Raw genomic sequence first — 13727 nt, 5'->3', positions numbered from 1 at the left:
CTGGTCGTGTCGGAGGACAGGACCGTCGAGGTCGAACCGCTCAGGTGGTGATCAGGGTGCCGATCTTGTCGCCTCCCACGGCCCGGGTAATGGTGTCGTCACCCTGGGCGCCGAAGACCAACATCGGCAGGCCGTTCTCCATGCAGAGGCTGAACGCGGCGGCATCGGCAACCCGCAGATTTCGACGAAGCACCTCGGAGAAGGTGATCGAGTCGAACTTGCTGGCAGTCGAGTCGATCCGCGGATCCGCCGTGTAGACGCCGTCCACCCCGTTCTTGCTCATCAGCACCACATCTGCCCGAATCTCCAGGGCACGCTGCGCGGCGACGGTGTCGGTGGAGAAGTAGGGCATGCCAGCACCGGCCCCGAAGATCACCACTCGCCCCTTTTCAAGGTGCCGGATGGCGCGCAGCGGAATGTAGGACTCGGCGACCTGAGCCATCGTGATGGCGCTCTGCACCCGGGTCTCGATGCCCTCCTTCTCCAGAAAGTCCTGGAGGGCGAGGCAGTTCATCACCGTACCGAGCATGCCCATGTAGTCGGCCCGGGCCCGGTCCATCCCCCGCTTCTGCAACTCGGCACCCCGGAAGAAGTTGCCCCCACCGACCACCACCGAGACCTGCACACCACGCCGAACCACGGTCGCGATCTGCTGGGCGATGCCCTGAACAACATCGGGATCGACACCGATCGCGCCCCCGCCGAACACCTCGCCGGAGAGCTTCAGCACCACCCGACGCGCGCGGCCAGGAGGCGGCGCCGTCGGATCCTCCGCCAGCAGACTCCGGTCACTCACAACCTGTGTCATCCTCCCCGCCCTTCACCCTGCGCACGCCGCACACACCGCACACGCCGCGAATTGCCGCCACCGACCCTATGTGACGAGGAGGCCGCGGTGCTTGACACGTACACCGGCGACCTCCTCGTCCATGTTCCCGTCCCGAGCGCCGGCAAGCGCTCCGGCTCGGCTCAGGCCTGGCCGACCTCGAACCGCACGAAGCGGGTGACCTCAACACCGGCCTCGGCCAGAACCTGCCGCACCGGCTTCTTGTTGTCGGTGACCGACGCCTGCTCCAGCAGGACGAAGTCCTTGAAGAAGGAGTTCACCCGGCCCTCGACGATCTTCGGCAGCGCCGCCTCGGGCTTGTTCTCCTCCCGGGCGGTCTGCTCGGCGATGCGCCGCTCGGACTCGACGACCTCCGCCGGCACCTCGTCCCGGCTCAGGTACTGCGGACGCATCGCGGCGATCTGCATCGCCACACCGCGCGCGTCGGCGTCACCCGCCTCGTCGGTCTTGCCGGTGTACTGCACCAGCACGCCGACGGCCGGCGGCAGATCCTGCGCCTTGCGGTGCAGGTAGACCGCGACGGTGCCGTCCAGCTTCGCGAACCGGTTCAGCACCAGCTTCTCGCCGATCTTGGCGGACTGCTCCTGGACCAGCTCGGCGACGCCCTTGCCATCGATCTCACTGGCCAGCAGTTCCTCGGCGTTACTGACGCCAGTGCGCTCGCCGTGCTCGACCAGCTGCTGGGCCAGCGCGACGAAGCTCTCGGTCTTGGCAACGAAGTCCGTCTCGCAGTTCAGCTCCAGCAGGGCCTTGCCGGAGTGCGCGACCAAGCCGTTGGCGGCGGTCCGGCCAGCCCGCTTGCCGACATCCTTGGCGCCCTTGACGCGCAGAACCTCGACAGCCTTGTCGAAGTCGCCCTCGGCCTCGGTCAACGCCTTCTTGCTGTCCATCATGCCGGCGCCGGTGAGGTCGCGGAGCTTCTTGACATCCGCGGCGGTGAAGTTGGACATGACTCTCTCTTCAGTGGTGAGACTGCGGGTGGGTGGTCTGGATGACGATCTACCCAGACCCCGGCCGAACGGCCGGGGCGGGTGGGCGGTCACTCCGCGGCGGCTGCCGCCGGCTGCTCGTCGGCCTTCGCCGGCTGCTCGTCGGCCTTCGCCGGCTGCTCGTCGCTCTTCTTCGGCTCCTCGAGCAGCTCGCGCTCCCACTCGGCCAACGGCTCGTCGGTGGCGACCCCCGCCTCCGGCTTCTCGTCAGTGCCCCGACGGCGGCCGGAGCGGGCGATCAGACCGTCGGCGACGGCGGCGGCCACGACCTTGGTCAGCAGCTCCGCCGAGCGGATCGCGTCATCGTTACCCGGAATGGGGTAGTCGACCTCGTCCGGGTCACAGTTGGTGTCGAGCACCGCGATGACCGGAATGCCCAGCTTACGGGCCTCGTCAACGGCGATGTGCTCCTTCTTCGTGTCGACCACCCAGATCGCGGCCGGGAGCTTCTGCATGTCCCGCAGACCGCCGAGGGTACGCGACAGCTTCCCCTTCTCGCGGTTGAGCTGCAGCGTCTCCTTCTTGGTGTAGCCGGCCGCAGTGCCGCTCAGGTCACCGAGAGCCTCCAGCTCCTTCATCCGCTGGAGCCGCTTGTACACCGTCTGGAAGTTGGTCAGCATGCCGCCGAGCCAGCGGTGGTTGACGTACGGCTGACCGACCCGGGTCGCCTGCTCGGCGATCGCCTCCTGCGCCTGCTTCTTGGTCCCGACGAAGAGGATGCTGCCCCCCTCGGCGACCGTGCCGCGCACGAACTCGTACGCCTTCTCGATGTAGTCGAGGGTCTGGCGCAGGTCGATGATGTAGATACCGTTGCGCTCGGTGAAGATGAAACGCTTCATCTTCGGGTTCCAGCGCCGGGTCTGGTGCCCGAAGTGGACACCACTTTCGAGCAGCTGGCGCATGGTCACGACGGCCATGGTTACTCCTTGCATCCCTGGTTGTTCCGCCCGGCCGGCGGCTGGGCGTCCTGGCGCCCGGTCGTCGGCCGTGGTGGGCCCGACCCAAAGGTCGGGACCAGGGAGCCGCCGCCCCACGGCAAGCCGCGGAGAGGGCGCGCGAGGTCGACCGCGCAAGGCGGTCGCCAGTCGACCAGTGTACGCCACCGCCCACTAACCCCGCGTTCGGGAGTAAGGGCCGCAACGCCGGGATTGTCGTCGGCCCCAACGCGGCCGGATTGGCGTTGGCCGGCCGCGTGGGGGCCGGGTCCATGGGTCACGTTGAGCCCGGGTTGACCGACCGGGCAAGCTCAAGGTCGGCCCGCCGGGCAGGCCAGGGTGTGACCGGCTGCCGGACCAGGGGTTGACCGGCAGCCAGCCCGACCGGCGTTGACCGGCCACGCGGGCCGGACCAGCCAGCGGCCAGCCCGACCAGCCGCTCAACCGACCGCGAGTGCCGCCGCCACGAAGAGCACCAGACCGGCGGTGAGATGGGCTGTCGGCGGACGCAGCCAACCGCGACCATCCGGCAACGCCAACCCACCGGCACGCAGCCCGTACAGGCCGATGGCGAAGATCGGCACCCCACTGACGAGGAACATCCCGGCCAGCACGTTCGCCACCGCCAGCTCCCCGGTCATCCCGTCCAGCAGCACCCGCAGCGCCGGCACCTCGAAGGCCAGCACCAGGACGGCGAAGATGACCGCCAACGCCGGGCGGCGCGTCCGATAGACACCGTCGCTCGCCGGGGGAGCCGGCGCCACCGCGGGCGCCAGATCACCGCGCGGCCCGACCGGCGGCATCGCTCCGGTCGGCTGCTCCAACGGGCTCACCGCCTCGTCGGCGGGGCGGTTCGGCTCCACGATCGGGTACCCACCCAGTGCGCCCGGCCGCCCCGGCTCCGCGACCGGGCCGGCCCCACCGAAGGCGTCCGCGCTGGAGGCCGAGAGCTGGTCACGTGCCTCCCGCGAGCGCCGCCCCGGCCGGTCAGTAGCGGTGTCGCCGGTGTTCTCCGGATCGGCAGCCCGCCGCGAGCGGCTCGCCCGGTAGCCCTCGGCCTCGGACCGGGCGTCCCCGTACGCGCCCGTGGCGCTGAAACGTCCGGAGTCGTCCTCGCTGGTCCGAAACGCACCGGAGTCCTCCGAGCTGCCGAGCCCTCCCCGCCCGTCGCCCAAGTCCCCGTACCGGCTCTTCCCGCCGCCCTGCTCGAGGCCCCGGGGGTCCCCCTCGCTGTAGCGGCTCTCACCCCGCCACGTCGGCTCCTGATAACCCCGCTCCCGGTCGTCGTGGTACCAACGCGACTCCTGATCTTCAGTGAAACTCCGTCGTCCGTCCACGTCGGCACCGTATGCGACCGACTGCCCGGACGCCATTTCGCCGGGTAGCCGGTCCCGGCCTGCACCAACTCACCAATCTTTGTCATCTGGCCGTCACTCTAAGTGGCCACCGAGGCGCTCCACTCCAACCACCGCGCCGGTTGTGGGCCACGAACGCCGCTGGCGGCGACACCACACACCTCGCCACCGCGCCCGCCGAAGGCGATCTCCCTGGCCGGCGAGAGCTTGATCGTCGCCCTTGCCCGGCGAGAGGCGGGTAACGGCACCCATTGACACTGACCCTGCTCGTGCCGGATAGCGAACCGGTGACCTAGTGCTGGCGGGCAGCCGCACCTGATCGTCGCTTTAGCACGGTGAGAGCCTGATCGTCTGTTCGTCCACAGGCGCTCCCGTCGTCCACAGGTCCACCCCGCCCGCACCACAACGCGGAGCCAGCCCGGGCACCGTGCCAGGCATGAGCAGACACAACCAGTCGGTGGGCGCATACGGAGAACGCTGCGCCCTCCGACACCTGATCACGGCGGGACTACAGCCGGTGGCCCGCAACTGGCGCTGCCCGCACGGCGAGATCGACATCATCGCCTGGGACGGCCCGGTCCTCGCCATCTGCGAGGTCAAAACCCGGCGCACCGACACCTTCGGCACCCCCGCCGCGGCCATCACCGGCACCAAGGCCCGCCGGTTACGTCTTCTCGCCGGCCGCTGGCTCGCCGAGACCGGCACCCGGGCCGACGAGGTGCGCTTCGACGTGCTCTCCATCCGCCTCACCGGTGGCCCGCCCCGCATCGAGCACCTGAAAGGGGCCTTCTGACATGGTTTCGCACCGATGAGCTACGCCCGGGTCCGCTGCGTCGGCCTGGTCGGGGTCACCGGGCATGTGCTGCAGGTCGAAGCCGACCTCGCCCCCGGTCTGCCCACCGTGGCGATCACCGGCCTCCCGGACACCGCCTTGCACGAAGCGCGTGACCGCGTCCGGGCCGCAGTGGTCAACTCCGGTCGGTCCTGGCCCAACCGCCGGATCACTATCAACCTGCTCCCCGCCACCCTGCCCAAACACGGCTCCAGCTTCGACCTCGCGATCGCGGTAGCGGTGCTGGGCAGCGCCGGGGAGCTACCGCTGGCCCCGCTGGATCAGGTGGTGCTCCTGGGCGAGCTGGGCCTGGACGGCACCGTCCGTCCCGTCCGCGGCGCGCTACCCATGGTCGCCGCCGCGGCCCGCGCCGGCCACCACCGGGTGGTCGTTCCCCTCGACAACGCCACCGAGGCGGCCATGATCCCCAGCATCCAGGTCCACCCCGTCCGCAGTCTCCGCCAGCTGGCCGCCTTCCTCACCGACGGCACCCCCCTGCCGCAGCCACCCCAGGCCCGCCGGGCGGACCCCACCCCCACCCTCGACCTGGCCGACATCGCCGGCCAGAGTCTGGGCCGGCGCGCCCTGGAGATCGCCGCCGCCGGCGGCCACCACCTCGCCCTCCTCGGCCCGCCCGGCGCCGGCAAGACCATGCTCGCCGAACGGCTCCCGTCGGTCCTGCCCGAGCTGCCCGACGACGCCGCGATGGAGGTGACGTCGCTGCACTCGATCGCCGGCCTGATGCCCTCCGGTGGGCAGTTGATCCGACGACCACCGTTCCAGGCGCCGCACCACACCGCCACGGTCTCGGCGTTGGTCGGTGGTGGCTCCGGCCTCGCCCGCCCCGGCGCGGTATCCCTGGCCCACCGGGGCGTGCTGCTGCTCGATGAAGTTCCCGAGTTCAACCGGCGCGCGCTCGACGCCCTCCGGCAGCCACTCGAGCACGGCCGGGTCCGGTTGGCCCGCTCCCGAGGCACCGCCGAATACCCGGCCCGGGTGCAGCTCGTCCTGGCCGCCAACCCCTGTCCCTGCGCCAAGCCGGCCGGGGACATCTCCTGCGACTGCACCCCGCTCGCCCGACGCCGCTACCTCGGCCGCCTCTCCGGCCCACTCCTCGACCGGGTCGACATCCAGGTGACGGTGCGGCCGATGCGCGCCGCCGAGCTGATGCAGGTGAGCTCCGGCGGTGAGTCGTCACGCGTGGTGGCCACCCGGGTCGCGGCGGCCCGCGCGGCGGCCCTCGACCGCTGGTCCCGCCTCGGCCCACGGAGTAACGCCGAACTACCCGGGCCGGTGCTGCGGCGGCCACCCTGGTGCCTGCCCGGCCGGGACCTCCGGGAGCTCCGTGCCCGGCTCGACCGGGGATCACTCTCGGCCCGGGGCTTCGACCGGGTTCTCCGGTTGGCGTGGACGATCGCCGACCTGGACGGTCGGCAGCGCCCCGACGCCGAGGACGTCCGGGAGGCGATCGGCCTACGCACCGGGGAAGCGCTGTGAACCCCTGGGGAGCGGCACGGTGACCGCCTGGAGAGAGGCCGGCGGGGGCTCCCGGCCGGTGGGAAGTCCCGAGCCGACCGGGATACGACATCCGACGGGTGACCGATCCGCGGCGGCGCTCGACGCCGACCGCCTCGCCCGGGTGGCGCTGACCTGGATCGCCGAACCGGGTAACCGCTCCGTCTTCAGCTTGGTCGAGCAGCACGGCGCGGTTGGTGCGCTGACCCTGCTGCGGGAGGGCGGCGCCCCCGAGGACGCCCTACGGCAAACCGTGGCAGCCCGACTCTCGGCCGGAGACCCACTGGCCGTAGCCGCAGCGGCGTTCGAGCGCGCCGACCGCCTCGGCGCCCGGCTGGTGACGCCGGCCGACGACGAGTGGCCATGGCCCGTCGCCGACCTACGCCGCCTCGTGCTGGCGGATTCGACCCGCCGGGTCGACCGGGAGACCGCCCCACCGCTCTGCTTCTGGGTGCGGGGCGGGCACCCCCTGGCCGAGACGTTGGACCGGTCGGTCGCGGTGGTGGGCGCCCGGGCCGCGACCGGCTACGGCCTCCACGTGAGCACCGAGCTGGCGTACGGACTGGCCGAACGGGGTTGGACGGTCGTGTCGGGCGGGGCATTCGGAATCGATGCCGCCGCGCACCGGGGGGCGCTGACCGCCGGCGGGTTGACCGTCTCCGTGCTCGCCTGCGGCCTGGACAGGCCGTACCCGATGGGCAACACCGCCCTCTTCGACCGGATCGCCGACACCGGGCTGCTGGTCAGCGAGTGGATACCGGGAGCGGATCCGCTGCGGCCCCGGTTCCTGATCCGCAACCGGGTGATCGCCGCGGCGACCCGGGGCAGCGTGCTGGTCGAGGCCGCCGCCCGCAGCGGAGCGACCCAGACGATGCACCGGGCCCTGGCGATCGCCCGGCCGGCGATGGTGGTGCCCGGCCCGGTCACCTCCACCGTGTCCGTCGGGGCGCACGAGCTGCTTCGGCAGTACCCGGAGGCCCGGCTGGTCGTCTCCCCCGCGCAGGTGCTCGAGGAGGTGGGCCGCATCGGCGAGGACCTGGCACCACAGGTCCGGGGTCCCGTGCGGGTACGAGACCAGCTCGACGACGAGTCCACGATGGTGCTGGAGGCGCTGCCCCGGCGAGGCGTGCGCGGAGTTGACGACATCGCCGCCCGGTCCGGGGTCGGGGCCCGGACAACGCTACGCAAGCTGGCCCTCCTCGAGGAGCTGGGCCTGGTCAGCCGACGCGGCGACGGATACGGGCTCTCGCCCCCGCTGACGCGGCAGGAGCCGTTGATGTTTCAGAAGGCGTCAGCGCCGCAGGATCCGTCGGGGCCGCAGCGGCCGGCAAGGCGCCCGTAGGCTGATCGGGTGCACGCCGACAAGCAGCTCACCATCGGTCCGCCGGGCCGGCTCACCCGCTGGTGCGAGGCCCGCCGGTGAAGCGAGGCGACGCGACCCGAGCGCGACACGCGGCGCTGCCCGCGCCGCTACGCGAGGCGGCGGACGACTTCGCGACCCAGCTGGCCCAGGTCCAGAACCGCTCCGCCCACACCGTCCGGGCGTACGTCACCGATGTCATCGGCCTGCTCGACCACGCCGTACGGGCGGGAGCCCAGACCCCCGCCGACCTCACGCTGGCACAGATCCGCAGCTGGCTGGCCCGGCAGCGCACGACGGGAGCCGCCCGGACCACACTGGCCCGAAGGGCCGCCGCGGCCCGCACCTTCAGCACCTGGGCGCACCGCGACGGCCGGCTGCCGACCGACATCGCCGCCGGCCTGGCCAGTCCCCGCGCCCACCGGGAGCTACCCGCCGTACTCCCGGTTGATCAGGCCGCCGCCCTGTTGGCGGCGGCGCACGCGGCGCCCCCGGAGCAGCCGACCGACGACGTCCCGCCGGAAGTCGCCGACCCGGCCCGGCTGCGAGACCACCTGCTGCTGGAGCTGCTGTACGCGACCGGGGTCCGGGTCAGTGAGGCGTGCGGACTGAACGTCGTGGACGTGGACCCGGGCCGGCGGGTACTCCGAGTCTTCGGCAAAGGGGGCCGGGAACGCAGCGTGCCCTACGGAATCCCGGCGCAACGGGCGCTCGACGCATGGCTACGCCACGGCCGTCCCCGACTGGTCGGGGCTCGGTCGGCGAACGCGCTGCTGCTCGGGGCGCGCAGCGGCCGGCTCAACCCGACCACCGCGCGGGAGATCGTCGGCCGGTACGCGACCGCGGCGGGCCTGCCCCGGACCAGCCCGCACGGGCTGCGGCACGCGGCGGCCACCCACCTGTTGGAGGGGGGCGCGGACCTGCGGGCGGTGCAGGAACTCCTCGGGCACTCCTCGCTGGCCAGTACCCAGATCTACACCCACGTGTCGGTCGAGCGGCTGCGGGCCGCATACCGGCAGGCCCACCCCCGGGCGTGAGCCGACGGCTGCGATGTTCGCCCGTCGCTCCTGCGGGGTACGCCAGGGGGGCATCCGCCACGACGCTCCCACGGTCACGGCGGCCAACACTGACGCGAACGGGCTACGTACCCAGCCACTCGGCGTGGGGACGTAGCCCGTGCTCGGCGGGGCTCCCATTACTCCGGGACAACACCCTCCTCATCCCAGGTGGCGCCCTCCTCGGTGGGAAGCGCCCACTCCTCAGTCTGCAGGAGCCCCTCCTCGGTCGGGAGCGCCCACTCGTCGGTCCACAGCGGCCCGGTGTCCGTCGGCGCAGCCCACTCGTCGGTCCGCAGTGGCCCGGTGTCCGTCGGTGCGGACCACTCGTCGGTCCGCAGGGGTCCCGTGGTCGGTGCGGACCACTCGTCGGTCCGCAGCGGCCCCTCCTCGTTCAGAAGGACATCCCGGTCGGTCCACCCATCTCCACCAACGGCCTGAAGAATCGCATGCTGGTAGCGGCCCGCCGCCGCCCTACTCGTGAAACCCGTGCACGAGATGACCTGCCGGGTTTCGGTGATCTCAGGCGAGAACCAGTCGTAGATATCTGTTTCCCCGGCCTCCGCTGTTGCCGGCGATCCGGTCTTCAGTCGATAACCCGCCTGCTGACACACCTGGTCCTGCGGCCGAATCAGATGCCATGCGGCGGCGGCGTCAAAAATCGGGTACGCGGGGCCGAAGTCTGTCTCCTTCAACATCTCCAGGCGCGGCATCGACGACTCGCCGTAGAAACGCGCGAGCGGGTCCGTGCTGGTGGCCAGCCGCTCCAACTCCGGGATCGGGATCGGCGCCAGCGAGGAGAGGTCGAAGGTAATGGCCGTGAAAGGAATGTTCGTTTCGTCTAGGAGAATCTGCTCGGCACGCGGGTCCATGATGTAGTTGAAGTCAACCAGCGGGGTGCCGAAAATCTCGAACACTGTCGTCGGCTTACTGCCGACGAGGGCGACGATCCGGGAGATAAGGGAGGCCTCTTCCGGGAAGTTCATGGTCAGGCAGGCCACGTCGGTCAACGGCCCAATCGCCAGGATCGTCAGCCCGCCGGTCTCCCGCAGCTGGTCGGCCATGAACCGGACGCCATCGTTGACGCAGGTGCCGGTCAGATCCGCGCCGCCGGTGGTCTGCTGGGCCTCGACCGGCAACCAGACCTCCGCCCCCTGCACCACGGGTATATCCGCACCGAGTGCGTCAACCGTCGCCTGGGCGGTTACCACAGTGGGCGTGGCCATCGAGTTTCCCATGGTCACCACAACGCCTCGCACATCAACCCCGTGAGCCAACGCAAGGGCGAGCGCGTACGAGTCGTCAATATCCGGGACCGAGGTGGACATACCGTTACGGGAGCCCGTGGTCAGCCCCATCGACATATCGGTAGAGAAGAGCACGGGCTCACGTTGCCGATCACCCCGATGCTGAGGCTCCACGGAAGGGGGAACCGACGGGACGTAACGGCCACGATCGGGGGCACCCCGACCATCATTCTGCACTGTCGGGGAGCTCTCCGGCGCTAACGGCGACGTGGGATCGGCGAGCGCGTGCGGCATACTGCTCGCGACACCGGCAGCCACCGTGCAGGCAAGCGCCCCGGCAGCAATCGTGGACGCGCGACTTTTCGTCGGACGTATCATCTTCCACATCAGCATCACTCCCTGGGTGTAAAGATTGGCGCCTCGGAACCCCTTGCTAAGGCCGGTGCCTGGACTCGAAGTTCCGCCGGCACCAAGCGATACCGATAGTGCATATCGATGCGATACGGGGCTAGATGCGCAGCCACGCGAGGTTTGTTCATGAACACTGTCAGGCGTCACTGTATCCAGTCTTTGAGAGTTAGCACGGCGTTATCTCAGGTTTGACCGGATCGGGTGGACCTTCGGGGCGTTGCCGCAGACACCGATATCCGGCAGCCGGGCGTCAACCTGCCCCACGTCCGTAACCCGGACGAGCGAATGGCAGACCCTGCCACAAGCCAGCCCACTGGCAGGCAATGCCCGAGGAGCTACCGGAGGAACTCTGGGCCTGACCCGGTTTGACGGACATCCGAGATCAGGGGGCTGTGGGCCCTCGGGAGGATGTTCATCATGGAAGGCATGGGGAAAAAGCCATGCCGACCGCGTCGGCGTTCAAGGCGGAGAGATCGTCGAGGTGTGCCGGCGGGGTGACCGTACGGTCGGTCAGGTCGCGAAGGACTTCGACTTGACGGAGGCGGCGGTCCGGGACTGGCCAAATAGACCGACCTCGACGCCGGCACCCGTACGGACGGGCTGGCCAGCGCGGAGCGCGAGGAGCTGGCGCGGTTGCGGCAAGAGAACCGCCGGCTGCGTGAGGACGTGGACATTCTCAAGCAGGCCACGGCTTTCTTCGCGAAGGAGACCCGGTGAACGTGTACCCGTTCATCGAGGCGGACAAGGGCGCAGCAGGGCAACGTGAAGCGTGCCTGTGAGCTGTTGAAGGTCTCCCGGTCCGCGTACTACCAGCACCGCGCCGCGGCCCGTCGCCCCGTCAGCGGGTCGACACCGAGTTGGCCGAGCGGATCGCTGAGGTGCATAAGGCTTCGGCCGGCACCCACGGCTCTCCACGGGTTCACGCCGAACTCCGCGCGCAAGGCCGGCGGCACTCCCGCAAACGGATCGCCCGGCTGATGCGCACGGCTGGCTGTACCTGGCCACCGTCATCGACTTGGCTACCCGCCACGTGGTCGGCTGGGCCGTCGCCGACCATCTACGCACCGATCTGCCCGCCCAGGCCCTGTCCAACGCCGTCGTATCACGACGCCCGGCCGGCCCGGTGGTGTTCCACAGCGACAGGGGGCTGCCAACTTAGGTTCAAGGAGTCGTTGCCACACCGGCTACCTGGGCCGATTCTAGGTGTTCGGCTCACCCGTGACCCGATCAGTCGCGGCCACACCATTGGCCTTGTCCTTGAACTGCGGCGCCGGCACAGCCAGCACCAGCAGCGTCTGGCTGCCATCAATCGGCAACACCAACATGCGTTATCTCCCCTACTCCGGTCTACGCCACTGCGGCGTGCGTCCCGTGCACATAAGGTGTCACGTGACACCTGGGACGGTCAAGAGTTTGGGAACACGAGTGTCATGTGACGCCTGTCTCGCCTGATCAGCTCGTGATAGCTACGATCAGCGCATGGCCCACGACCCAGACGACAAGCGAGCCCTATTCCAGCAGGTCGTCGACGACATCCTCGACCAGATCCGCGACGGACGCCTCAACCCCAACGACCCACTACCGTCCGCCCGCAAAATGGCCGACCTCTACGGCGTGGCCTCCATGACCGCCCAACGCGCACTACGCGAACTCCAACACCGACGCATCACCTACAGCGTCGCCGGCAAAGGCACCTTCGTCCATCCCGACGCCTTCGACCTCCTCCGCGGCGGTGTCCTCCGCGAACCCATCGACGACCCCAACCTACGCCACCGAGTCGCCGCTTACCTCGCCGACCAGCAAGCCATCACCATCCGCTACCACCACGCCCGCACCGCCGACGACAAGAACGCAGCCCTACACGACCTACTGCACCACGCCGACACCAACAACGACCTCATCGACGAAGTGATCAAATACCAAGCCGACCGAGGCCACTTCGCCCAACAGCCCGAACACCTCCGAAGGCCCAGCAACGACGACCAGCCCGCGCCGCCCACCAAGCGCCCCCGCAGCAACCGCAAACGCGCACCCAAGCAGTAAGCCAGCCAGACCAAGGCCCTCGGCCAAGATCCGACTGGCTCAAAACTGCTCTACAGGATCAAGAGGGCGGGCCCGGCCGAAGCCGGGGCCGCGCGCACGCGCTACAGCCTACGGCCACGCGCGCACGCGCCCACGCAAGAGAACCATGAACCTCGAGCCGATCAAGAGCCTTAGCGGGGGTGAGGGCCGTGACGATCGCTTCACGACACCAGCCCTCCACGCGCTGCCGGCGATCGACGCCGCACCGCTGACGCCGCACGCCACCGCCGCAATTCCCAGACCATGATCACAAGTTGTGGCAGACGGCAGGAATTGAATCGATGCATGCACATGAGGCGTCAGCCCATGACGGCAACCGTGACGGCAACGTCGGTCAACCACGAGCAACCTGTACGACCACTCGTCACCCTCCGGTTTCGTAGCCACTCCGTCGCATCATCGCAGAATGCGAACTCGTTGGCTCAATCTTTCGCATCCGCATTGATTCCGACTTGAAGCATCAGGAGGCTGCTGGGTTGGACCTCACGACGAACGTGACTCGCTTTTCGCCCGCAGTCGCATAGCGGGCAAAGAATTGCCTTGCGGTCGCTCCAACTCGCGCCTCACGAATTTCTGCCGGCTCCCCTTCCACAGACTCCGTGTACCAGTTCTCACCTGACGGGTAGTACTCGCCATTCTCAAAGTCCCAAAGGTCTCCGCCAAGCACAGCCACACCGTTCATCAAGAGTATATTGAGCACCGCAGGAGCTGCAGCGAGGGGAAAGCAGTACTCCTTCGATCCAGCGACCGTACTGAGATCAAAGGCAAGTCCAGCCAGGTCAGGAGGCAGCAAACTGAGCATATTGGACTGAGCTTCGCTGGCCATGGTTACTTCATCCTTCGATCAAAGAATCGATGGTTAATCGAACCATCAGACTCAACAATCCAATGGAACGTACCCCTCGTACCATTCACGGAGCCGGGAAGCTTCACATGCAGACGCGGAATGCCGTCGCCCCCCTTAACCATCGACGTATCCCGCATCGTTGGCAAGGTATCAATTGACGCGGGGAATGCATGGTCATCGCCACTCTTGATCTGCTCCTGAACCTTCTCCGTGTACCGCGTGCCCTGAAGCGGATTAGCGTCCGGCCACTCC

The 13727-nt window shown here is 69.1% G+C and carries 12 protein-coding genes and 3 pseudogenes; 7 read left to right on the top strand and 8 right to left on the bottom strand.

Annotated elements, in window-relative coordinates; genetic code table 11:
• Positions 1-40: 40 nt before the first annotated feature.
• The 4 genes from pyrH to AC1UKG_RS18090 form a co-directional block, all read right to left on the bottom strand.
• On the bottom strand, positions 41-808 hold the full coding sequence (gene pyrH / locus AC1UKG_RS18105; protein ID WP_033662615.1) for a UMP kinase: 768 nt from the start codon (positions 806-808) through the stop codon (positions 41-43).
• Positions 809-969: 161 nt separating this feature from the next.
• Positions 970-1797 (bottom strand): translation elongation factor Ts, encoded by an 828-nt coding sequence (tsf, locus tag AC1UKG_RS18100; protein ID WP_482642082.1) that lies wholly within the window; start codon positions 1795-1797, stop codon positions 970-972.
• A gap of 89 nt (positions 1798-1886) precedes the next feature.
• Positions 1887-2753 (bottom strand): 30S ribosomal protein S2, encoded by an 867-nt coding sequence (rpsB, locus tag AC1UKG_RS18095; protein ID WP_475891024.1) that lies wholly within the window; start codon positions 2751-2753, stop codon positions 1887-1889.
• A gap of 458 nt (positions 2754-3211) precedes the next feature.
• Positions 3212-4144, bottom strand: coding sequence for a hypothetical protein (locus AC1UKG_RS18090; protein ID WP_026271208.1), 933 nt, complete (start codon positions 4142-4144; stop codon positions 3212-3214).
• A 418-nt stretch (positions 4145-4562) separates the two neighbouring features.
• Between AC1UKG_RS18090 and AC1UKG_RS18085 the strand changes: the two genes are divergently transcribed.
• The 4 genes from AC1UKG_RS18085 to AC1UKG_RS18070 all read left to right on the top strand — a co-directional run bounded on the left by AC1UKG_RS18085 (position 4563) and on the right by AC1UKG_RS18070 (position 8870).
• Positions 4563-4919: a YraN family protein gene (locus tag AC1UKG_RS18085; protein WP_018813634.1), complete on the top strand. Its 357-nt coding sequence runs from the start codon at positions 4563-4565 to the stop codon at positions 4917-4919.
• Between the two features lie 15 nt (positions 4920-4934).
• The gene (locus AC1UKG_RS18080) at positions 4935-6455 is read left to right on the top strand and encodes a YifB family Mg chelatase-like AAA ATPase (RefSeq protein WP_018743117.1); all 1521 of its coding nucleotides are present in this window, start codon (positions 4935-4937) and stop codon (positions 6453-6455) included.
• 19 nt (positions 6456-6474) lie between these two features.
• On the top strand, positions 6475-7815 hold the full coding sequence (locus tag AC1UKG_RS18075; RefSeq protein WP_029123207.1) for a DNA-protecting protein DprA: 1341 nt from the start codon (positions 6475-6477) through the stop codon (positions 7813-7815).
• Between the two features lie 77 nt (positions 7816-7892).
• On the top strand, positions 7893-8870 hold the full coding sequence (locus tag AC1UKG_RS18070; protein ID WP_475891026.1) for a tyrosine-type recombinase/integrase: 978 nt from the start codon (positions 7893-7895) through the stop codon (positions 8868-8870).
• Between the two features lie 158 nt (positions 8871-9028).
• Here the strand turns inward: AC1UKG_RS18070 and AC1UKG_RS18065 are convergent, their stop codons facing one another.
• Entirely contained in the window at positions 9029-10252 is a 1224-nt protein-coding gene (locus tag AC1UKG_RS18065; protein ID WP_475891030.1) for a nucleoside hydrolase, read from the bottom strand.
• A gap of 1172 nt (positions 10253-11424) precedes the next feature.
• On the opposite strand from AC1UKG_RS18065, the pseudogene AC1UKG_RS18060 reads away from it, so the two are divergent.
• Both AC1UKG_RS18060 and AC1UKG_RS18055 read left to right on the top strand, forming a co-directional pair.
• A pseudogene (locus AC1UKG_RS18060) lies at positions 11425-11481 on the top strand (hypothetical protein); the annotation flags it as partial.
• A gap of 50 nt (positions 11482-11531) precedes the next feature.
• A pseudogene (locus tag AC1UKG_RS18055) lies at positions 11532-11705 on the top strand (DDE-type integrase/transposase/recombinase); the annotation flags it as partial.
• 40 nt (positions 11706-11745) lie between these two features.
• On the opposite strand, the gene AC1UKG_RS18050 reads toward AC1UKG_RS18055, so the two are convergent.
• Entirely contained in the window at positions 11746-11871 is a 126-nt protein-coding gene (locus AC1UKG_RS18050) for a hypothetical protein (RefSeq protein WP_018743111.1), read from the bottom strand.
• Positions 11872-12025: 154 nt separating this feature from the next.
• Between AC1UKG_RS18050 and AC1UKG_RS18045 the strand changes: the two genes are divergently transcribed.
• Positions 12026-12589, top strand: coding sequence for a GntR family transcriptional regulator (locus AC1UKG_RS18045; RefSeq protein ID WP_482642081.1), 564 nt, complete (start codon positions 12026-12028; stop codon positions 12587-12589).
• 499 nt (positions 12590-13088) lie between these two features.
• Here AC1UKG_RS18045 and imm40 read toward each other — a convergent pair whose 3' ends face one another.
• Positions 13089-13454, bottom strand: coding sequence for an Imm40 family immunity protein (imm40, locus tag AC1UKG_RS18040; protein ID WP_155244874.1), 366 nt, complete (start codon positions 13452-13454; stop codon positions 13089-13091).
• Between the two features lie 2 nt (positions 13455-13456).
• Positions 13457-13727: pseudogene (locus AC1UKG_RS18035) on the bottom strand (hypothetical protein); the annotation flags it as partial.

The sequence above is a fragment of the Salinispora sp. CH2A1_6 genome, from assembly GCF_056820975.1.
The sequence above is the reverse complement of the archived record's forward strand: the minus strand, read 5'-3'. Positions and strand labels throughout refer to the sequence as shown.